At 70.3% G+C, this 19,291-nt stretch carries 20 protein-coding genes and 1 tRNA gene; 11 read left to right on the top strand and 10 right to left on the bottom strand.

From position 1 onward, the window contains the following. Nucleotides 1-8: 8 nt before the first annotated feature. Together JMO03_RS13650 and JMO03_RS13645 are read right to left on the bottom strand one after the other, a co-directional pair. On the bottom strand, nt 9-512 hold the full coding sequence (locus JMO03_RS13650; protein WP_202844187.1) for a DoxX family membrane protein: 504 nt from the start codon (nt 510-512) through the stop codon (nt 9-11). Then, entirely contained in the window at nt 509-787 is a 279-nt protein-coding gene (locus tag JMO03_RS13645; RefSeq protein WP_202844186.1) for a BufA1 family periplasmic bufferin-type metallophore, read from the bottom strand. Before JMO03_RS13645 ends, JMO03_RS13650 begins: the two co-directional genes overlap by 4 nt. A 192-nt stretch (nt 788-979) precedes the next feature. On the opposite strand from JMO03_RS13645, the gene bufA2 reads away from it, so the two are divergent. From bufA2 to JMO03_RS13625, 4 genes are all read left to right on the top strand, one after another. Continuing rightward, nucleotides 980-1,267, top strand: a complete 288-nt coding sequence (bufA2, locus tag JMO03_RS13640; RefSeq protein ID WP_202844185.1) for a BufA2 family periplasmic bufferin-type metallophore — start codon at nt 980-982, stop codon at nt 1,265-1,267. 101 nt (nt 1,268-1,368) lie between these two features. Next, nucleotides 1,369-2,169 carry an MNIO family bufferin maturase gene (bufB, locus tag JMO03_RS13635; protein WP_238346167.1) on the top strand — a complete coding sequence of 267 codons (801 nt, stop codon included), beginning with the start codon at nt 1,369-1,371 and terminating at the stop codon, nt 2,167-2,169. Then, nucleotides 2,166-2,966 carry an HvfC/BufC N-terminal domain-containing protein gene (locus JMO03_RS13630; RefSeq protein ID WP_202844183.1) on the top strand — a complete coding sequence of 267 codons (801 nt, stop codon included), beginning with the start codon at nt 2,166-2,168 and terminating at the stop codon, nt 2,964-2,966. Before bufB ends, JMO03_RS13630 begins: the two co-directional genes overlap by 4 nt. 101 nt (nt 2,967-3,067) lie before the next feature. After that, entirely contained in the window at nt 3,068-3,652 is a 585-nt protein-coding gene (locus JMO03_RS13625; protein ID WP_202844182.1) for a sigma-70 family RNA polymerase sigma factor, read from the top strand. A gap of 25 nt (nt 3,653-3,677) precedes the next feature. Here JMO03_RS13625 and JMO03_RS13620 read toward each other — a convergent pair whose 3' ends face one another. Beyond that, the gene (locus JMO03_RS13620) at nt 3,678-4,235 is read right to left on the bottom strand and encodes a DUF3228 family protein (protein ID WP_202844181.1); all 558 of its coding nucleotides are present in this window, start codon (nt 4,233-4,235) and stop codon (nt 3,678-3,680) included. A gap of 138 nt (nt 4,236-4,373) precedes the next feature. On the opposite strand from JMO03_RS13620, the gene metF reads away from it, so the two are divergent. Then, the gene (metF, locus tag JMO03_RS13615; RefSeq protein ID WP_202844179.1) at nt 4,374-5,198 is read left to right on the top strand and encodes a methylenetetrahydrofolate reductase [NAD(P)H]; all 825 of its coding nucleotides are present in this window, start codon (nt 4,374-4,376) and stop codon (nt 5,196-5,198) included. Nucleotides 5,199-5,223: 25 nt separating this feature from the next. On the opposite strand, the gene JMO03_RS13610 is transcribed toward metF, so the two are convergent. Next, the gene (locus JMO03_RS13610; protein WP_202844177.1) at nt 5,224-6,339 is read right to left on the bottom strand and encodes a GGDEF domain-containing protein; all 1,116 of its coding nucleotides are present in this window, start codon (nt 6,337-6,339) and stop codon (nt 5,224-5,226) included. A gap of 201 nt (nt 6,340-6,540) precedes the next feature. On the opposite strand from JMO03_RS13610, the gene JMO03_RS13605 reads away from it, so the two are divergent. Together JMO03_RS13605 and JMO03_RS13600 are read left to right on the top strand one after the other, a co-directional pair. Next, complete coding sequence (locus JMO03_RS13605) at nt 6,541-7,227, top strand: hypothetical protein (RefSeq protein WP_202844175.1); 687 nt, start codon at nt 6,541-6,543, stop codon at nt 7,225-7,227. A gap of 238 nt (nt 7,228-7,465) precedes the next feature. Next, nucleotides 7,466-8,377, top strand: a complete 912-nt coding sequence (locus tag JMO03_RS13600; protein WP_202844173.1) for a branched-chain amino acid transaminase — start codon at nt 7,466-7,468, stop codon at nt 8,375-8,377. A gap of 103 nt (nt 8,378-8,480) precedes the next feature. On the opposite strand, the gene JMO03_RS13595 is transcribed toward JMO03_RS13600, so the two are convergent. The 6 genes from JMO03_RS13595 to JMO03_RS13570 all read right to left on the bottom strand — a co-directional run bounded on the left by JMO03_RS13595 (nt 8,481) and on the right by JMO03_RS13570 (nt 14,581). Continuing rightward, nucleotides 8,481-9,242, bottom strand: coding sequence for a protein-L-isoaspartate(D-aspartate) O-methyltransferase (locus JMO03_RS13595; RefSeq protein ID WP_238346166.1), 762 nt, complete (start codon nt 9,240-9,242; stop codon nt 8,481-8,483). Between the two features lie 83 nt (nt 9,243-9,325). Then, nucleotides 9,326-10,690, bottom strand: coding sequence for a sensor histidine kinase (locus JMO03_RS13590; protein WP_202844172.1), 1,365 nt, complete (start codon nt 10,688-10,690; stop codon nt 9,326-9,328). Next, on the bottom strand, nt 10,677-11,360 hold the full coding sequence (locus JMO03_RS13585) for a response regulator transcription factor (RefSeq protein WP_202844171.1): 684 nt from the start codon (nt 11,358-11,360) through the stop codon (nt 10,677-10,679). The genes JMO03_RS13590 and JMO03_RS13585 overlap by 14 nt, the downstream gene beginning before the upstream one ends. A 249-nt stretch (nt 11,361-11,609) precedes the next feature. After that, the gene (rimK, locus tag JMO03_RS13580) at nt 11,610-12,566 is read right to left on the bottom strand and encodes a 30S ribosomal protein S6--L-glutamate ligase (protein ID WP_202844170.1); all 957 of its coding nucleotides are present in this window, start codon (nt 12,564-12,566) and stop codon (nt 11,610-11,612) included. 58 nt (nt 12,567-12,624) lie between these two features. Next, nucleotides 12,625-12,698 (bottom strand) — tRNA-Gly (locus JMO03_RS13575). Nucleotides 12,699-12,775: 77 nt separating this feature from the next. Further along, nucleotides 12,776-14,581, bottom strand: coding sequence for an autotransporter domain-containing protein (locus JMO03_RS13570; RefSeq protein ID WP_425491856.1), 1,806 nt, complete (start codon nt 14,579-14,581; stop codon nt 12,776-12,778). Nucleotides 14,582-14,775: 194 nt separating this feature from the next. On the opposite strand from JMO03_RS13570, the gene thiS reads away from it, so the two are divergent. The 4 genes from thiS (at nt 14,776) to JMO03_RS13550 (ending at nt 19,250) form a co-directional block, all read left to right on the top strand. Beyond that, nucleotides 14,776-14,976, top strand: coding sequence for a sulfur carrier protein ThiS (gene thiS / locus JMO03_RS13565; RefSeq protein WP_202844166.1), 201 nt, complete (start codon nt 14,776-14,778; stop codon nt 14,974-14,976). A 643-nt stretch (nt 14,977-15,619) separates the two neighbouring features. After that, entirely contained in the window at nt 15,620-16,417 is a 798-nt protein-coding gene (locus JMO03_RS13560; RefSeq protein ID WP_202844164.1) for a thiazole synthase, read from the top strand. A 122-nt stretch (nt 16,418-16,539) separates the two neighbouring features. Beyond that, nucleotides 16,540-17,289, top strand: coding sequence for a tRNA (guanosine(46)-N7)-methyltransferase TrmB (gene trmB, locus JMO03_RS13555; protein WP_202844163.1), 750 nt, complete (start codon nt 16,540-16,542; stop codon nt 17,287-17,289). 122 nt (nt 17,290-17,411) lie between these two features. Beyond that, nucleotides 17,412-19,250, top strand: a complete 1,839-nt coding sequence (locus tag JMO03_RS13550) for an SLC13 family permease (protein WP_202844161.1) — start codon at nt 17,412-17,414, stop codon at nt 19,248-19,250. The last annotated feature ends 41 nt before the right edge of the window (nt 19,251-19,291 follow it).

Genomic DNA, 19,291 nt, shown 5'->3' with positions numbered 1-19,291 from the left:
TCAACCCTTCAGGTCCGCGCGACGCCCCGTCGCGTCCGCTGGTGGTCGATGAGCGGTCGCAACAACGCATCGAGCGAGAACATCCCGCCGCCGCGCGAGAGCAGCAGCAGCGCCAGCGCCGACCACAGCAGGTGCGTCGGCCACGCCGCAGGATAGACGAAGACCTGGATCACCAGGGTCATCGCCAGGATGCCTGCGGCCGCCACCGGCGTGGCGAGGCCGGCGAGCAGCAGCAGCGGCAGTGCGAACTCGCCCCAGGTCGCCAGCGTGGCCGCGAGGTCCGGGGGCAGGGGCACGCCCGCGTACTCTTCGGCGAACAGGAAGCGGGTCGAGTCGCTGACCTGCAGCCAGCTGCCCTCCACCACCTTGTTGCGGCCGGACCGCCAGAACACCACCGCCAGTCCGGCGCGCGCGGCCAGCAGGCCGAGGCCTTCGCCGACCGGGCCCGCAAGCAGGGCGCAGGCCCGGTCGCACGCCCGCAGCCCGGCGCCGAGCGCCGTGCACGCGGTCACCGCTGCACCGGCTCGAGCGAGCCCGCCCCCTTGGGCGTGCGGATCTTCTCGCAGGTGCCCGCGTCCACCAGCTTCCAGGCGTCGCCCTGGTAGTCGCGGGTGGACGTGCCGGCGCAACTCGTGCCGGGCCCCGCCGCGCAGTCGTTCTGCCCGGCCTTGGCGACGCCGTAGCACTTCTCCTTCTGGGGCTTGGCTTCCTGCGCGACCGCGGTGCCGGCCAGCGCAAGGGCGACGCCGGCGGCCAGGACCAGGCCGGAAATTCGGGGGGTCTGCATCGGTGGATTCCTCTTGTCGGGTGGTGCGACCACGCACGATGCGCGGCGCGTATCCACAGGTTCGTGGCAGGGCGCGCCGCGGTTACACCCGGATTCTTTTTTCCGCGTGTAACCCGAAGCCCCCGTGCTCCGAACCTCCCGGGTGTCGACCGGATTCCGGCGGCGCCTTTCCCAACCGAACCAGGAGACCCGATGAACATTTCCGCCTCGCGCATGTCCGCGATCGCCGCCGCTGCAGCCGCCCTCGTCCTCACCGGTGCGGCCATCGCCGCCGATGCCCCCACCGGCAGCAAGGGCCGCGCGCTCGACAGCGACGACACCGTGCACTGCTACGGCATCCACTCGTGCAAGGGCCAGTCCGACTGCTCCACCGCCGAGCACGCATGCAAGGGTCAGAACGCGTGCAAGGGCCACGGCTTCAAGGCGCTCAAGGCCGGCGAATGCCTGTCGCGGGGCGGCACCATCGGCGACCTCGGGTGACGGAGCGACATGGGCCCCGCCTTCCCGCCGGGCGGGCGGGGCCGCCGCCGCACGCATCCATCCGGCCGGCGATCGCCCCGTTCGCGGGTTTCGGCCTGGGCATGCGCCGCGAGCACTACCCGGCGTTCCTGGCCGGCGAGGCGAACGTGGATTTCGTGGAGGTGATCTCCGAGAACTTCATGGTCGAGGGCGGTCGGCCCCTGGACACGTTGCGGCGCGTGCGCGCGCACTATCCGGTGGTGCTGCATGGCGTCTCGCTGTCGATCGGCTCGGCGCACGGCGTCGACGACGCGTACCTGGCCCGGCTGCGACGTCTCGCCGACCGGATCGAACCGCTGTGGGTGTCCGACCACCTGTGCTGGACCCGCACCCACGCCCACAACAGCCACGACCTGCTGCCCCTGCCCTACACCGAAGACAGCCTCGATGCGGTCTGCGTCAACATCCACCGCACGCAGGATGCGTTGGCACGCCCGATGCTGTTCGAGAATCCATCCAGCTATTGCCGCTTCCCGCACGACACCCTGGCCGAATGGGAGTTCATCGCCGCGATGGTCGCGCGCACCGGCTGCCAGCTGCTGCTCGACGTCAACAACGTGTACGTCAGCGCGCGCAACCACGGATGGGACGCGCGCGTCTATCTCGACGGCCTGCCGCTGCAGCAGGTGCGGCAGCTCCACCTCGCCGGGCACAGTCCCGGGGAGCTGCTGGTCGACACCCACGACCGTGCGGTCTGCGACGAGGTCTGGGCACTGTACGCGCATGCGGTGGGGCGCTGCGGGCCGGTGGCGACGATGATCGAGCGCGACGGAGACATCCCACCACTGTCCGTACTGGAGGCCGAACTCGACCACGCGCGGGCCCTGGCCGCCCGTGCCTGTCCGGAGGAGAGGGCGGCATGAAGCTGGCCCATGTGCAGGACCGGTTCCTCGCCGGCATCCTCGATGAGGCGGCGGAATGGCCGGCGCAGTGGGACGCGCGCATGGCGCGCGGACTGGCGGTCTACCGCGACAACCATCGCCATGCCCTGATGGAGGCGATGCAGGCCACGTTCGAGCGCACGCGGCGCTGGGTGGGGGACGCGGCGTTCGCCGCGGCCGCCGCGCACCACCTGGTGCTGCATCCGCCCACCGGCTGGACGCTCGACGCGATCGGCGACGGCTTCCCCGTGACCGTCGCCGCGCTGTTCCCCGGCGACCCGGAGGTGCGGGACCTCGCCGCACTCGAATGGGCGATGCACGCGGCGTTCACTGCCGGCGACAGCGCTTGCCTGGACCTGGCCACGTGGCAGGCGGCCACGCGCGGTTTCTCGGGCGACGACTGGGCCGGAATGCATTTGCGAACGTGCGCGGGACTGACCGTGCTCGACGTGGGCAGCGATTGCGTCGCGCTGTGGCGGGCACTGGCCGACGATGGCGTCGCGCCCGCGCCGCCGCTCGCACGCCCGGCGTCCGCGATCGTCTGGCGTGACGGCTGGCAACCGGTTTGCTGTCTGGCCACGCGCGAGGAAGGCGAGGCATTGCGCCGGATCGCGGCCGGCACCTCGTATGGCGCCCTGTGCGAATGGCTGTTCGCGCACGCTACTGCGCCCGAGGATGTCGCGCGCGAGGCGGGCAGGATGCTGGCCTGGTGGCTGCAATCCGGCCTGCTGGCGGCGGTGTCCCCGCCGCAGACCGCGGACGACCGCGGGCACGCATGAGTGCCGTGCATTCGCGTGCGTCGGGCGAAGGGTTGCGGGACGTCTCCGCCCAGCATCCGGTGTCCTGCCGCAGAATGGAGCCCCACACAGGGAGGACGAGGTTGACGGACGCTTCGACGCAGGCCGCCGGCCCCGGCCGCCTCGACGACCGGGAGGCGCTCATGCGTGCCGCGCTGGATGGCGACCAGGCCGCATACGCCACCCTGCTGCACGGGCTGGGCGGCTGGCTGCGGAGCTACTTCCGTTCCCGGTTGCCCGCGTCGGCGGTCGACGACGCGGTCCAGGAGGCGCTGATCGCGGTGCACGAGAAACGCCATACCTACCGGCCCGGCCTGCCTCTCCTGCCCTGGGTGGCGGCGATCGCGCGCTACAAGTGGATCGACTGGCTGCGCGCCATGCCGCGCCGCGAGGATCCACTGGCCGACGACCTCGCCGACGTCCCGCGCGATGCACCCGTGCAGGCCGCGGCGGAGCTCGACGCACTGCTCGCCCGGCTGAAACCGGCGCAGGCCCGGGTCATCCGACTGGTCAAGCTGCAAGGGTTCAGCGTCGCCGAAGCCAGCCGCACCACCGGGCAATCCGAATCCCTGGTCAAGGTGAACATCCATCGCGGCCTCTCGCTGCTGTCGCGCCAGGTTCGCGATGCGGGGCCGGACGCGGGCAACCGGAACACAGGCGAGATCTGACCCACCCCCCTGCGCAGTCTCCGCACTACGGCCGCCAGTTCGCGTTGCGCTCCCAGAAGCCGACGCTGCGCCGATATGCGGTCCGATCCAGCGCCACGCCGGAACCGCCCTCCGCCACGCCCAGCGCATTGCGCATCATCGTGACCGGCGCCATCGGGATCTCCTCGGGCGTCATGGTGTACAGGCAGCCGACGATGCCCCAGTCGCCATCGATCGGCGCGCCCTCCTTCTCCAGTTGCGCCGCGCTGTAGAGGATCACGACCAGATACGCCGCCACCGGCGGCTCCACGCCCTCGAACCAGCGCACCAGCACCGGCAATTCGCCCTTTGTGCGCGCCTCGTAGGCGGAGCGCAGCAGGTGGCGGTTGTCGCCAGTGATCGGCACGGTCAGGCAGCGCGTGGACGTCCAGTTGCGGTGGACGTGCAATCGGCAGAACGGCGCATAGCCCTCGAGCACAGCCAGCGGCGCCTGCTCGCCGATGCGCCGCTCGAACGCTTCGGGCGTGCAGTCGCGGATGGTGTTGCCGCGCGGCTCGCGGGGGAACAGGCGGGTGCGGGCGAACGGGGTCAGGACGATGGCCATGGCGCGCGATGCGGGGACGGGGCCGGACAGGTTAGCGACCTTACGGCTGCCCGGCCCACGACACCGCGCCCGCAGGAAGTCTTAACATCCATCGCGATATAGAGATATAATTCCGCCGTTCCCGCCCGGCCTGCCTCGATGACCCCGATCAGCTTCGAGTTCTATCCGCCCAAGACCGACGAACAGCGCGCGCAGCTCGACCGCACCGTGGCCAGGCTCAAGGAACACGCGCCCGAGTACGTCTCGTGCACCTTCGGCGCCGGCGGCTCGACCCTGAGCTACACCGCCGACACCGTGCAGCACCTGCTGCAGGCGCATGGGCTCGACGCCGCGCCGCACCTGTCCTGCGTCGGCGGCACGCGCGAGGAGATCGCGGACCTGCTGGCGCGCTACCGCGCACTCGGCTGCCGCCGGCTCGTCGCCCTGCGCGGCGACCTGCCCTCGGGCATGGGCCATCCCGGCGACCTGCGCTACGCCTCGGACCTGATCGCCTTCATCCGCGACCGCCACGGCGACCATTTCCACATCGAGGTCGGCGCCTACCCGGAGATGCACCCGCAGGCCGAGGACGCGCTCGCCGACCTGCGCCACTTCAAGGCCAAGATCGACGCCGGCGCCGACGCCGCGATCACCCAGTACTTCTACAACGCCGACGCCTATTTCCACTTCGTCGACGCGGTACGCGCGCTCGGCGTCGAGGCGCCGATCGTGCCGGGGATCATGCCGATCTCGAACTATGCGCAGCTGCGGCGTTTCTCGGAGCAGTGCGGCGCGGAGATCCCGCGCTGGATCTCGAAGAAGATGCAGGCCTTCGGCGACGATGCCGACAGCATCCGCGAGTTCGGCGCCGACGTCGTCGCGCGCCTGTGCCGGCAGCTGGTGGCGGGCGGCGCGCCGGCGCTGCACTTCTACACGCTCAACCTCGCCAGGCCGACCCAGGCCGTGCTCGCGCGCATGGCCTGAGCGCGGCCACGCGCGAGGCGCCGCCTCAGGCGTGTTCGGTGCGGTTGCGCCCGGCCTGCTTGGCGCGATACAGCGCCGAATCGACATCGCCGTAGAAGGCGTCGGCGTCCTCGTGCCGGGCCGGGTCGAACTGCCCGCAGCCGATGCTGACGGTCACCGTGACCGGGCGATCGAGCGCCTGCATCGGCTCCGCGGCGAGCGCACCGCGGAAACGTTCCGCGCGCCGGAACGCATCGGCGGCCGTGGCCTCGATCACCACTCCGAACTCCTCGCCGCCCAGCCGCACCGGCACGTCGCCGGGCTCCGCGAAATGCTCGCGCAGCCGTTTCGCCAGCGCCACCAGGCAGGCATCCCCTGCGCGGTGGCCGAAGCTGTCGTTGAGTCGTTTGAAATGGTCGACGTCGATGATCAGCAGGGAGATCGCGCGCCCAGGCACCAGCGAATCCACCGCGCGCAGCAGCGCGGCGCCGAACTCGCGCCGGTTGGCGATCCCGGTGAGCCCGTCGACCTGGCTCTGCCGCTCGAACAGGTCGCGCTGCTGGCGCAGGTCCTCCTCCAGTTCCAGGCGCGCGCGATACTCGCGGTGGCTGCGCCGCAGCACCATGAGCATGTACAGCATGTACACCATCCACATCAGTGCGATCCAGCGCGAGTCGCTGGCCCACAGCACCGCCTGGCTCGGCACCATCACGCACAGGATCGCCACGACCGCCGGCGTGGTGCGCATGCACATCGTGTGCGACAGGGCCATGCCGAACGCGCCCGAGAACAGCAGCGCCACCAGCGGCGCAGGCTCCCCGAGCGCGACGAACGTCCACGCACTGAATGCGCCCCAGACCGCCGTCGTGGCGAGGACCACGCCCCACAGCAGCCGCAGCTTGCGGCGCGCCTCGCCGACGTCGGGCGCCCCCGAGGGTCCGATCAGGCAGCGCGCCACGGCGAGCAGCAGCAGCGCGCCGACCACGGTCGCGGCATGCCAGGGCCTTTGCGGGAGGCCGGCGGCGGCGAACGCGAGCAGCGCGGCCACCGGGTAGAAGAAGCCGCCCAGGCGCGCGCGCTCGCAGGTCTCGCGCAGTTCCTGCAGCAGCAGGTTGCGCCCGCGCTGCGCCACGCGCTTCCGGCTGAAAACGTCTTGCGGCATGCCTTGGCGTGGTCGCGCGACACGCGCAACCAGCACCCCTCCCCCGAAGGTCCTCGTCTAGCCTAACCGTCTGGCTGCCGCCTGCACACGGGCGAACATGAACGACGCGCGCCGGGACGCGTTCCGGTTCCCGCGACAAACACCTGAACACCTTCGCGGCGCGGGCTTCCCGGGCGCCCGGGCCGGCGATACGCTGGCGCGATGCACCTTCCGTGTCGAGTCTGCGCCGTGTTCCTGCTGCTGTCCGCGGCGGCCCTCGCCGGCGAACCTGCGCACGCCCAGATCCGTCGCTGCGTGACCGACGACGGCGGCCACGTGTACACCGATCGCGAGTGCAAGGCCATCGGCGCCACCGAACGCGCCCCGCGCACGGGCATCGGACAGGAGGGAGGCCGCCTGATCCGCCGCGACTGCAGCCGCCGCCTGCAGGACCTGGTCTTCGAACTGACCGCCGCCATCGACACCCGCGACGTCAACCGGCTGGCCGGGATCTACCACTGGCCCGGCACCTCGTCGCGCAACGCCTACGCGATCATGGGAAGGCTGGACGCGATCGTGAACCGGCCGCTGGTCGAGATCACCCCGCTGCAGCCTCCGCCCCCGCCACCGACCGCCGTGGCGCCGGCACCCGCCCCGCTGTCCTGGCGCACGGCCCCGCGTGCGGTGGTGTCGCAGACGCCCTCCGCGGCGGTCGCATCCCAGCGCTCGTCGACCTCTGCCGACGCGGCCCTTCCCGAGGCGATCCAGGCCGCGGCCGCGCGCGAACGGCACTCCCGGCGGATGCCGACCGGACTGGTGGTGGACCAGACCGTCGCCAACCGCATCACCCCGCTGCAGACCGTGTTCTCGCTGCGCCGGCACCTGGGCTGCTGGTGGGTGAGCCTCTAGGGAACCTCCGAACAGGTCTGGTTCGTCATTTCGAGCGCAGCGGGAAATCCCGAACGATCAGCGGCATGGATTTCTCGCTGCGCCCGAAATGGCACTCGTTCAGAGGATCCCTGGCCGCGACGCATACGCATCGGCCTTCCCCGGGGCCGGCCGGTGTCCACGAGGCCGATCGCCGCCGCAGCTCCGGCGCAGGCCTCGAATCGGGCAAAATGGGCGCTTTCCGCATCGAGGTCGCGCCATGCAGTACCCGGACTGGATCTGGCACAACGGCACGATCAAGCCGTGGGCCGACGCCACCACCCATGTGATGGCGCATGCCCTGCACTACGGCTCGTCGGTGTTCGAAGGCATCCGTTGCTACGACACCGCCGACGGTCCGGCGATCTTCCGCCTCACCGACCACAACCGGCGCCTGTACCAGTCGGCGAAGATCCACGAGATCGACATCCCCTATACGCTCGACGAGATCAACGCCGCCTGTCGCGAAGTGATCGCCGCCAACGGCAGCACCACCGACTACCTGCGCCCGGTCGCGTTCCGCGGCCTCGGCGGCTTCGGCCTCTCGGCCGAGACGCCGGTGGACGTCGCCGTGGCGACCTGGAAGATGGGCAAGTACCTCGGCGACGAGGCGCTGGAAAACGGCATCGACGCCTGCGTGTCGAGCTGGCAGCGGTTCGCACCGAACACGATCCCGGCCGGTGCCAAGGCCGGCGGCAACTACCTGTCCGGCACCCTGGTGGCGCGCGAGGCGCGGCGTCTGGGCTTCCGCGAAGGCATCGCGCTGGCGTCCACCGGCCTGCTCAGCGAGGGCGCGGGCGAGAACCTGTTCCTGGTCTTCGACGGCGCGCTGCACACCACCCCGGTCAGCGCCGCGCTGCTCAACGGCATCACCCGCAACTCGATCATCACCCTTGCGCGCGAGGCCGGGCTGACCGTGGTCGAACGCGACCTGCCGCGCGAATACCTGTACCTGTGCGACGAGCTGTTCATGTGCGGCACCGCCGCCGAGATCACGCCGATCCGTTCGGTCGACGGCCGCCAGGTCGGCGCCGGCAAGGCCGGCCCGGTCACCCGTCGCATCCAGGCGCTGTTCTTCGGCCTGTTCGACGGCTCCACCGCGGACACCCACGGCTGGCTGGAACGGGTGTAGGAGTGCCTTCAGGCGCGACCCGGACGCGCAGGTGCGGTCTCCGGGGAGGGACACGAGGAGCAGGCGCTACGAAGAGGCGACACGGTCGCGCCTGAAGGCGCTCCTACGGGGTCCGGTCGCGTTCGGCGGCCTCGCCGGTCAGGGGCACGAAGCGCACCGGGATGACGCTGCGGGAGTGCAGACTGCCGTCGGCCTGCTTCTCGACCACGCGCAACTCCTGCATCGACTGCAGCGGTCCGACCGGAATCACCAGCCGACCACCGGGTCTGAGCTGATCGAGCAGCGGCTGCGGGATGCGTTCGGGTGCCGCGGTCACCACGATGGCGTCGAACGGCGCGTGCTCCGGCCAGCCGGCGTAGCCGTCGCCGGCCATCACGACCACGTTGCGGTAACCCAGTTCCTCGAGCACGCGCTGCGCCTGCCGGGCCAGCGGCGCGACGATCTCGATGCTGTAGACCTTCGCATCGAGTTCGGCGAGCACCGCCGCCTGGTAACCCGAGCCGGTGCCGACTTCCAGCACGCGATCGCCGGGCGAGATCCGCGCCAACTGGGTCATCAGCGCGACGATGTAGGGCTGGGAGATGGTCTGGTCATGGCCGATCGGCAGCGGCTGGTCGCGGTAGGCGTCCGCGGCCAGCGCCTGCGGCACGAAGCGGTGTCGCGGCACGGCGCGCATCGCCTCGAGCACGCGGGGATCGTCGATGTCGCGCGTGGCCAGTTGCTGCTCGACCATCTCGCTGCGCATCGTCGCCTCGCCGGTCGCGTCGGGGCCGGGCTGGGCGCACGCGACCACCTGCATGCAGCACAGGCCCAGCGCCCAGCACGACGATCTCCACGCCTTCCAACTGGTTCCGCTCGCGGGCATCGTCGTCGTCCGGCCGGCTTCGGAGACGATCATGCAGGGGCAGGTGTTGCGCCGCCGTCAAGCCGAGCGGCCGCGATCCCGACTCACGCCGTGCCTGCCGCATCCGGTTCAGGTGCGAACGACAACGTGGCGACCACCCCCTGCTGCACGCCGGGCACCACCCGCACGCTCCAGCCGTAGAGCGCGCACAGCCGGCGCACGATCGACAGGCCGATGCCACCGCCCTGCGAATGCTCGGCGTGGGTGCCGCGGTAGCCGCGCTCGAACAGGCGCGCGGCGTCCTCGGCGCTGAGCCCGGGACCCGAGTCGATCACTTCGACCGCGTTGTCGAGCAGGCGCACCACCACTTCGCCTTGCTGGGTGTACTTGACCGCATTGCCGACCAGATTGCCGAGCGCCACGGTGACGGCCGATTCGGGGGCATCGACCACCACCTGGCCGTGCCCGCCGTCGAGCCGCAGCGCCAGCGGCTTGCTGCCGAGCTGGCCACGGTGCGCGTCGAACAACTGTTCGGCCACGCGCGCCACGTCGGTGGCGCCGTGGCCGCGCTCGTTGCGCGAGAGCAGCAGCAGCGCGCTGATCAGGTCGGTGCACTGCTGTTCGGCGCGCTGGATGCGCAGCAGGCGCGCCCGGGTCTTGTCGTCCAGTTCCGGACGCGAGAGCAGCAGCTCCACCGCGCCGCGGATCACCGCCAGCGGCGTGCGCAGCTCGTGGCTGACGTCGGCGTTGAACTCGCGGTCGCGCTGCACCACCTCGGTCAGGCGCGCGGCGTAGTCGTCGAGCGCCGTGGCCAGCTCGCCGACCTCGTCGTCGGGGAAGTGCGGCGCCAGCGGTTCGGGAGTCGTGCTTCCTCCCGAGCGCCCGAGCCGGCGCGCCAGCTCGGAGACCGGACTCATCACCCGCGAGGCCGACCACCAGCCCAGGAACAGCGACAACAGCGTGAACAACAGGACCGCGCCATACACCGCGCGCCGGAATTGTTCCTCGCCCTGCATCGCCTGGGTCATGTCGTAGGCGAGGAAGAACCACTCGTCCGGGGTCTTGCGCACCGCCAGCTTGTAGGAGAACGGGCTGCCGTCCTCGTCCACGCCGCCCAGGTTGTGGATGCCGTCGGGCAGGTCGTACCAGTCGGGCTGCTCCTGGCGCAGCACCTCGAAGCGTTCGCGCTTGACCACACGTGCGCGGATCTGTTCGACGGGAACCGCGGGGTTGCCTTCCGGATCGACGTAGTAGCGCCGCGCGTACTCGTCGATGTTGCGGTTCATCACGTCCTCGACGAGGGCGTTCTCCACGCGGTTGCGCGCTTCCTGGGTGAGGAAGGCGAACAGCGAGGTCAGGCCGACGCCCAGCAGGACGAACGACAGGATGATGCGGCTGCGCAGCCGCCGGCGATAGCGCGGGCCCCTGCTGCGGACAGGTGCGTCCGGGGTGTCGTCAGCCGGCGCCATCGGGCGCGGCGATGCGGTAGCCGATGCCGTGGCGGGTCTGGATCAGCGGCACGTCGAAGGGCTTGTCGATCACCGCGCGCAGGCCGTGGATGTGCACGCGCAGCGAATCCGAATCCGGCAGCTCCTCGCCCCAGACCCGGGTTTCCAGATCCTGGCGGGTGACCACCGCCGGCGAGGCCTCCATCAGCGCCTGCAGGATCTTCAGCGCGGTCGGGTTGAGCTGGACGAGCTTTCCGCGGCGGCGCACTTCCAGGGTGTCGAGGTTGTATTCGAGGTCGCCGACGTCCAGCACCCGGGTCTGCACGCCCTTGCCGCGGCGCGAGAGCGCGTTGAGCCGCACTTCCACTTCCTGCAAGGCGAACGGCTTGACCAGATAGTCGTCGGCGCCGGAATCGAAGCCCGCCAGCTTGTTGTCGAGGCTGTCGCGCGCGGTCAGCATCAGCACCGGGGTCTGCTTGCGGGCATCGTTGCGCAGCTTGCGGCAGACCTCCAGGCCGTCGATGCCCGGCAGGTTGAGGTCGAGCACGATCGCATCGAAGTCGTGAACCACGGCCAGATGCAGGCCGGTCACGCCGTCGGCGGCGAAGTCGACGGTGTGCCCGCGGTCCTCGAGGTAGTCGCCGAGATTGGCGGCGATGTCCTGGTTGTCTTCGATGACGAGGATGCGCATGAACGGATTCCGTAGGGGCGGCCTGCTTGGACCGCGGGAGCACTGTGCGGTTCCGCCGGGCGCGGGAGAGGGATTCTGTCACACGCGCCGGTGCGCGCCGTGTCGACGCGCGCCCACAAAAGAGCCCAGGCGATGCCATCGCCTGGGCCCAAAGGACTGCCCCGATTACCGTAATCCGTTGGCTGACCCTTGGACAAGGAAACAGGAGAGAGCGCGGAATCCGGTGACGACAAGGTATCCCCGGATCGATTAAACCCGTGTTAAATCCCGCCGCCGCGACATGTTGAATGGGCGCTGTGTCCGGCTTCTGGCCGATTTTCCGGAATCGGACATTTCTGCCCCATATACTGCGATTTCGACGATTTTAGCGGCAATATCGACACCAGTTGCCTCCTCGATCCCTTCCAACCCGGGCGAGGCGTTGACCTCGAGCACCAGCGGCCCGCGGCGGGACCGGATCAGGTCCACCCCGGCCACCCCCAACCCCACCGCCTGTGCCGCGCGCACGGCGACGGCGCGCTCATCGGGCGTGGTGTCGATCGCGGTGGCGGTGCCTCCCCGGTGCAGGTTCGAGCGGAAGTCGCCGACCGGCGCCTGCCGTTGCATCGCCGCCACCACCCGCTCGCCGACCACGAAGCAGCGCAGGTCCGCGCCGTCCGCCTCGGCCACGAACTCCTGCACCAGGAAGTTCGCATACAGGCCGCGCAGCGCCTCCACCACGCCGCGCGAGGCCGACAGCTTCTCGGTCAGCAGCACCCCCGCGCCCTGGGACCCCTCGTTGAGCTTGACCACGTGCGGCGGCGGGCCGAGCAGCGCGAGCAGGTCGGCGGTGTCGTCGGGGTTGTCGCCGAACACCGTCGCCGGCAGGCCGATGCCCTGCGCCGCCAGCAACTGGTGGCAGCCGAGCTTGTCGCGCGCGCGCGCGATCGCCGCCGAGGGATTCGGCGTGTGGCTGCCCATCAGTTCGAACTGGCGCAGCACCGCGCAGCCGTAGCGCGTGATCGACGCGCCGATCCGCGGGATCACCGCGCCGTAGCCGTCGATCGCGCGGCCCTTGTAGCGCATCGCGAAACCGTCGTCGCCGATCCGCATGTAGCAGCGCAGCGGATCGAGCACGCGCACGCTGTGCCCGGCCGCGCGCGCGGCCTCCACCAGCCGGCGGGTCGAGTAGAGCTTGCCGTTGCGGGAGAGGATCGCGAGCTTCATGCGCGGGACGCCAGCGAAAAACGGCGGCACCACCGTTCGATGATGCCGCCGCCTGGATTGGAGCGGGTGATGGGAATCGAACCCACGCTAGCAGCTTGGGAAGCTGCAGTTCTACCATTGAACTACACCCGCGGTCACGGTCAGTCTAAGCCTTCCCGGCGCGGGCTGGCAACGCGGATCGGGACGCCGGCACCGGCGTCCCGCGCGCTTCAGAAGCCGCCGCCGAGGGTGGCGAACGCCGTGGTCTGCTTGCCGCCCTTCTCGCCCGCGTTCAGGCTGACGCCGAGGTTGGCGTCGAGTCCGAACAGAGAGGTCCGTGCGCCTAGGGTCAGCGTGCTCCAGCTGTCGTCGTAATCGAGCCCGGGGACACCGTAGTCCAGCCCGGTCGTCTGCGACCGCGCGAACGCCTCTTCGGCGCCGTCCTCGAACTCGCGGTCCACGGTCAGGCGCACGTACGGCGCGAGATGCGCGTTGATCGCGTAGCTCGCCTGCCAGCCGACGCTGCCGACCAGCGAATCGAAATCCTGGTCGGGAAAGGCGAGCGAGGTCGAGGAAGCGGGATCGCTTTCGGCGAAGCCGTCGATTTCGATCCGCTGCGCCACCAGCCCCAGCACCGGGCCGTGGCTCAGCGCGCCTTCGCCCATGCGCCAGCCGGCATGCAGCGCGGCGGTGAGGTTGCTGCCATCTGTAGACCCGCGGTGCACGCGCAGCGCCGGGCCGATCGGGACCTGGCGGTGGGTCTCGATGTCCAGCTGCGTGTAGCTCAGTTGTCCGCCTACCCAGGCGCCGCCGTCGGCCTGCCAGCCGAGGAAGCCACCCAGCGTCGCCTCGCCCTGATCCCAGTCGCCGCGGCGCAGGCCCCAGTCGTTGGCCTGGCGGCCGTAGCCGGCGAAGCCGCCGTACACCAGGTTGCCGCTGCCCCAGCCCACGCCGGCGGTGAGCGCCGGCCCGGCACCATCGTAATTGTCGCCGTGGCCATAGCGCTGGAAGTCGCCGCGCACGTCGGCCCACCAGCGGCGCCCTTGCTGCTGCGTCGCGGCGCCGAACTGGGCACCGACGCGCTCGGCGCGGCCGCGTCCGGTCATCGCCGCCGAACGCGGCAGCACCGCGACCTGGCGTGGCCCCTCGATCATGCCCAGCGCCAGGTCGGCGATCGCACGGTGGGCCGCCGAAGACGGGTGCACCCCGTCGGCAAACAGGTAGGTCTGGTCCGCGCCCGGGCTGACATAGGTGCCGGGATTGCAGGTGATCGACTGCGCGGTGATCTGCGGCTGGCAGGCGGTGCCGGTGACGTTGCCGAAACCGTATTGGGCCGGGCTGGCCACCACCTCGCGCAGGAAGGTGAACGTGTCCATCGGGATCACGCGCAGGCCGTTCGCGGCCAGCCCGCCGTAGAGCGCCTGGTTGTAGGCGGTGGAAATGGCGGTGCCCTGTGCGGCAGCCGCGGCCCCCTGCGCCTGGAAGGAAGGCGTGATGCCGAGGTCCGGGATGTTGGGCACCAGCACGTAGCGCGCGCCCGCCCCCTGCAGCGTGCCGACGATGCCGACCTGGGTGGTGACCGCCGCGCCGATGATCTGCTGCGCCTGGGAAGGATTGGCCGCGATCGAGAACAGGTCGTTGGCGCCGCCCCAGACCGTGTACAGCGCGTCCGGGTCGGCGCGGCCGCCGTTCGCGGCCAGGTAGTTCGTCGCCTGGGTCGCCAGCGACGGGGTCAGGCCGAACGGCGGGCCCAGGCGGTCGTTCGCCACCATGGAGCCGCCCGCCGCGTAGTTGTCGCCGGACTGGCCGTTACCGTTGGGCGTGGCATTCGTGCCGTAGTAGTCGGCCAGCCACTCCGCCCACACCAGTCCGGGGTTGGTGGTGAAGCGGCCGAGGATCGCGGCCTGCGGGTTCTGCTGCACCAGCAGCGGGCGGAAGTAGCCGGCGTCGGTCAGGCTGTCGCCGAAAAAGACGGTGCGTGAAAAGGTGTCCGCGGCGAATGCCGGCGCCGCGGCGAGCGCCAGCGCAGCGGCCAGCAGGCGGGTGGCGGGAACGGGACGGGAGGGGGAACGGACCATGCGGCAACTCCGGAAAATGGGGACGGCAGTCCCAATACGGGACCGCACGGTGCGCAAGTGTCCACGAAGCGGCCGGGCGGCTCACGCCGCACTGCCGCAAGCGCCCGATGCCGGCGGATGCAGGCCGCTGCGCATCGGGCGACAATCGCGGCATGGACATCCAGCTCAATGGCGACGCCCTGACCGTCGCGGAAGGCACCACGGTGCAGGCGCTGCTCGAGCGGCAGGGACTGGGCGAGCGCCGGGTTGCGGTCGAGGTCAACGGCGAGATCGTGCCCCGCGGACGGCATCCGACCCACCTGCTGCACCCCGGCGACCGCATCGAGATCGTCCACGCGTTGGGAGGGGGGTGAGCGAACGCGCTGAGCCGATGCCCTATCGGCATCGGCTGCGTTCGCGAACGCCCGCACATGGATGTGCGGGCCGGACCAACCGAAGCCCGGATTCTCTCGCCATGGACGGCTGCCCCACCCCTCGATCAGGGCGCAGCCACCGGCTCGCGCGGGTGGCGAACGCCCGCATACGGATGTGCGGGCCGGACGATCCGGAGCACGCGCGGCGGCGCCATGGATGGCTACCAAGCCGCCGACCCAACACCGCGAACGCGCTTAGCCGAAGCCCGGGTGGTTGAGCCATTGGCGGCCATAGAGCCCGAAATCCAAGTCACGGCGCGTTGCACTGCCGCTGCCAAGGCGCCCGGATCCATCGGCGTCCGAAGCGCCGCGATGGTTCCAGGCACGGTTGTCATCCCGAGCACAGCGAGGGATCCATGCCCGACGATGGGAGAGCCGGATCCCTCGCTGCGCTCGGGATGACACTGGATAAGGGAGACACTGGATACCCGACTGCACCACCTGAGCCACGCGCCCGCGCCACGACACCTTTGCACCACACCATGTGCACCACACCCGTTCGCGCTCATCCGCAACCCGCCCGCGCCCGACCACTCGCTCGCATCCGCGCCGCAGGGCGGTGCGTTTGCGCGATAATCCCGCGATGACTTCCATGCCCCCTTCCGATGACGGGCTCGTCATTGCCGGAAAATCCTATGGCTCCCGCCTGCTGACCGGCACCGGCAAGTTCCGCGACCTCGACGAGACCCGCCGCGCCACCGAAGCCGCCGGCGCGCAGATCGTCACGGTGGCCATCCGCCGCACCAACATCGGCCAGGATCCGGGCGAGCCCAACCTGCTCGACGTGCTGCCGCCGGACCGCTACACCATCCTGCCCAATACCGCCGGCTGCTACACGGCCGAGGATGCGGTACGCACCTGCCGGCTCGCGCGCGAACTGCTCGACGGCCACAACCTCACCAAGCTCGAGGTACTGGGCGACGAGAAGACCCTGTTCCCCGACGTGGTTCAGACGCTCAAGGCCGCCGAGCAGCTGGTCGCCGACGGCTTCGAGGTCATGGTCTACACCAGCGACGATCCGATCCTGGCCCGGCGCCTGGAGGAAATCGGATGCGTCGCGGTGATGCCGCTGGCGGCGCCGATCGGCTCGGGCCTGGGCATCCAGAACAGGTGGAACCTGGTCGAGATCGTCGAGAACGCGAAGGTGCCGATCATCGTCGATGCCGGCGTCGGCACCGCGTCGGACGCCGCGATCGCGATGGAGCTCGGTTGCGACGGCGTGCTGATGAACACCGCAATCGCCGGGGCGAAGGATCCCGTGCGCATGGCGCGTGCGATGCGGCTCGCGGTGCAGGCGGGGCGCGACGCGTTCCTCGCCGGCCGCATCCCGCGCAAGCGCTTCGCCTCGGCCTCGTCGCCCATCGACGGCCTGATCGGGTGAGCCGGTGCTGCTTGCGCGGCACTGCCGCGCGCACCGAACGCCCGGCCATGGATGGCCGGGCCGGACGGTCCGAAGCCGGGGTCGTGGCGCCATGGACGGCAGCGTGACTGCCCGGGGAACGTATGCCTGATCCCCTGCAGAAGAAACCCTATACCGCCGATACCGGCCATCGCGCCATCCGCAGCTTCGTGCTGCGCCAGGGCCGCTTCACCGAGGCGCAGCAGCGCGCGTTCGACGAGCTCTGGCCGCGCTACGGTCTCGACTACAGCGGCCGGCCACGCGATTTCGACGCCACGTTCGGTCGCCACGCGCCACGCGTGCTCGAAATCGGCTTCGGCAACGGCGAGGCGCTGCGCTTCGCCGCCGCGAACGACTCCGGCCGGGACCTCATCGGCATTGAGGTCCACGCCCCGGGCGTCGGCCGCCTGCTCAACGCGCTGGCCGCCGACGGCGCGAGCAACGTGCGCGTCTACCACCACGACGCGGTGGAGGTGCTGGAGCACGAGATCGCCGACGCCAGCCTCGACGAGATCCGCATCTACTTCCCCGATCCCTGGCACAAGAAGCGCCACCGCAAGCGTCGCCTGGTGCAGACGGCTTTCGCCGCACGGCTGGCGCGCAAGCTCGCCCCTGGCGGCCGCTTGCACCTCGCCACCGATTGGCAGGACTATGCCGAGCAGATGTGGGACGTGCTCGATGCCACCCCGGGATTGCGCAACCGCGCCGGCGCGCGCGGCCACGTGCCGCGCCCCGACTGGCGCCCGCAGACGCACTTCGAGACCCGCGGCCAGCGCCTGGGGCATGGGGTGTGGGATCTGTTGTACGACCGGACGGGAATCGGGAATGGGGAATCGGGAATGGAGGGCGCATGAGCTTCCCGCCGCAATGGAACGCGTCGGGCACGCGGCTGGATCCTGAGCGGCCCGGTCCGGTCTCCGTCAGCGCGGCTTTTTATTCCCCATTCCCCATTCCCCATTCCCCATTCCCCACCCTGATGGACCCCCAGCTCGCGCTGACGACCGACATGAAGATCGTCCTCGGGCTGGTCGGCCTGACGATGCTGCTGTTCGTGTTCCAGCGCGTGCGCGCCGACCTGGTGGCGCTGGTGGTACTGGTGATGCTGGGACTGACCGGGCTGGTGCAGCCCGAGGACCTGTTCAACGGCTTCTCGTCGAACGCGGTGATCAGCGTGATCGCCACCATGATCCTGGGCATGGGCCTGGACCGCACCGGCGCGCTCAACCGCCTCGCCGCGTGGTTGCTGCGGCGCGCGCGCGGGGTCGAGCAACGGCTGCTGGTGCTGGTGTCGGGCATCGCCGGCATCAACTCCTCGGTGATGCAGAACCCGTCGGTGATGGCGCTGTACCTGCCGGTGGTCTCGCGCCTGTCCTCGCGCACCGGCCTCAGCCTGTCGCGGCTGCTGCTGCCGGTGGCGGTGGCGATCGTGATGGGCGGCTCGCTGACCATGGTCGGCACCTCGCCGCTGATCCTGCTCAACGACCTGCTGGTCGCGGCCAACGCCAACCTGCCCTCGGGCGCGGCGACGCTCGAGCCGCTGAACATGTTCGCGCCGATGCCGATCGGGCTGTCGCTGCTGGCCGCGAGCCTGATCTACTTCCGGTTCTTCGGCGACCGCAAGCTGCGCGACGACGGCGACAGCAACGTCACGCCCGCGCGCACCGAAAGCTATTTCTCGCGCACCTACGGCATCGAGGGCGAGGTCCACGAACTCACCGTCACCGCCGACAGCCCGCTGGTGGGCATGACCTTCGGCGAGGCCGAGGCGCTGCACAACGCGCCGCTGCTCCTGGCGCTGCAGACCGGCAACGAGTCGCGGCTGGCGCCGCCGGCGGACGCACGCATCTGGGTCGGCAGCGTGCTCGGCGCGATGGGGCCGCGCCAGCAGGTGGCCGATTTCGCTCAGAACCAGTTCCTGCGCATGAATTCGCGGCTGCGCCAGTTCGCCGACCTGTTCAACCCGAGCCGCGCCGGCATCTCAGAGGCGGTGATCCCGCCGACCTCGAAGTTCATCGGCAAGACCGCCAGCGACCTGCAACTGCGCCGGCAGTACGGCATCAGCCTGCTGGCGATCAACCGCGACAAGACCGTGATCCGCGACAACGTCCGCGACACGCCGCTGCGCGCCGGCGACATGCTGGTGCTGCACAGCATCTGGCACGACCTCGGCCAGGCCTCGTCCAAGCGCGATTTCGTGATCGTCACCGACTATCCCAAGGGCGAGCAGCGCCCGCACAAGTTCCGCATCGCGATGACGATCTTCGCGGTGACCATGCTGATCGCGGTGTCCGGGCGGGTGCCGACCTCGATCGCGCTGATGACCGGCGTGGCCGGAATGCTGGTGTTCGGCGTGCTGAAGATGGACGAGGCGTATTCGGCGATCAGCTGGAAGACCGTGTTCCTGATGGCCTGCCTGATCCCGCTGGGCTGGGCGATGGACGGCAGCGGCGCCGCGGCCTGGGTCGCCGGCCACACCATCGAGCGCCTGCCAACCGGCCTGCCGATCTGGGTGATCGAATTCGCGGTCGCCCTGCTCACGGCCGCGTTCTCGATGGTGATCAGCCACGTCGGCGCGACGATCGTGGTGGTGCCGCTGGCGATCAACCTGGCGCTCGCCGCAGGCGGCAACCCGACCGCGTTCGCGCTGATCGTGGCGCTGTCGGCCTCCAACAACTTCGTCACCCAGTCCAACCCGGTGATGTCGATGATCACCGGCCCCGGCGGCTACCGCCCGCGCGAGCTGTGGAAGATCGGCGTGCCGCTGTCGCTGGTGTACACCTTCATCGTGGTGCTGATGGTGAACCTGATGTTTTGAGGTATGCCAAAAGGCGAATAAGGAGATTCTAGAGTCGGTAG

It is taken from the genome of Luteimonas saliphila (assembly GCF_016774335.1).
In the GTDB taxonomy this organism is placed as follows: Bacteria; Pseudomonadota; Gammaproteobacteria; order Xanthomonadales; family Xanthomonadaceae; genus Luteimonas; species Luteimonas saliphila.
The sequence above is the reverse complement of the archived record's forward strand: the minus strand, read 5'-3'. Positions and strand labels throughout refer to the sequence as shown.

Coding starts and splice junctions, on each gene's coding strand:
- JMO03_RS13595 (WP_238346166.1), bottom strand. CDS start 9,242: ATGCCCGCGAGCGGAACCAGTTGGAAGGCGTGGAGATCGTCGTGCTGG.
- bufB (WP_238346167.1), top strand. CDS start 1,369: ATGCGCCGCGAGCACTACCCGGCGTTCCTGGCCGGCGAGGCGAACGTG.
- rimK (WP_202844170.1), bottom strand. CDS start 12,566: ATGAAGCTCGCGATCCTCTCCCGCAACGGCAAGCTCTACTCGACCCGC.
- metF (WP_202844179.1), top strand. CDS start 4,374: ATGACCCCGATCAGCTTCGAGTTCTATCCGCCCAAGACCGACGAACAG.
- JMO03_RS13610 (WP_202844177.1), bottom strand. CDS start 6,339: ATGCCGCAAGACGTTTTCAGCCGGAAGCGCGTGGCGCAGCGCGGGCGC.
- JMO03_RS13605 (WP_202844175.1), top strand. CDS start 6,541: ATGCACCTTCCGTGTCGAGTCTGCGCCGTGTTCCTGCTGCTGTCCGCG.
- JMO03_RS13590 (WP_202844172.1), bottom strand. CDS start 10,690: ATGGCGCCGGCTGACGACACCCCGGACGCACCTGTCCGCAGCAGGGGC.
- JMO03_RS13620 (WP_202844181.1), bottom strand. CDS start 4,235: ATGGCCATCGTCCTGACCCCGTTCGCCCGCACCCGCCTGTTCCCCCGC.
- JMO03_RS13560 (WP_202844164.1), top strand. CDS start 15,620: ATGACTTCCATGCCCCCTTCCGATGACGGGCTCGTCATTGCCGGAAAA.
- JMO03_RS13550 (WP_202844161.1), top strand. CDS start 17,412: ATGGACCCCCAGCTCGCGCTGACGACCGACATGAAGATCGTCCTCGGG.
- bufA2 (WP_202844185.1), top strand. CDS start 980: ATGAACATTTCCGCCTCGCGCATGTCCGCGATCGCCGCCGCTGCAGCC.
- thiS (WP_202844166.1), top strand. CDS start 14,776: ATGGACATCCAGCTCAATGGCGACGCCCTGACCGTCGCGGAAGGCACC.
- JMO03_RS13600 (WP_202844173.1), top strand. CDS start 7,466: ATGCAGTACCCGGACTGGATCTGGCACAACGGCACGATCAAGCCGTGG.
- JMO03_RS13585 (WP_202844171.1), bottom strand. CDS start 11,360: ATGCGCATCCTCGTCATCGAAGACAACCAGGACATCGCCGCCAATCTC.
- trmB (WP_202844163.1), top strand. CDS start 16,540: ATGCCTGATCCCCTGCAGAAGAAACCCTATACCGCCGATACCGGCCAT.
- JMO03_RS13645 (WP_202844186.1), bottom strand. CDS start 787: ATGCAGACCCCCCGAATTTCCGGCCTGGTCCTGGCCGCCGGCGTCGCC.
- JMO03_RS13630 (WP_202844183.1), top strand. CDS start 2,166: ATGAAGCTGGCCCATGTGCAGGACCGGTTCCTCGCCGGCATCCTCGAT.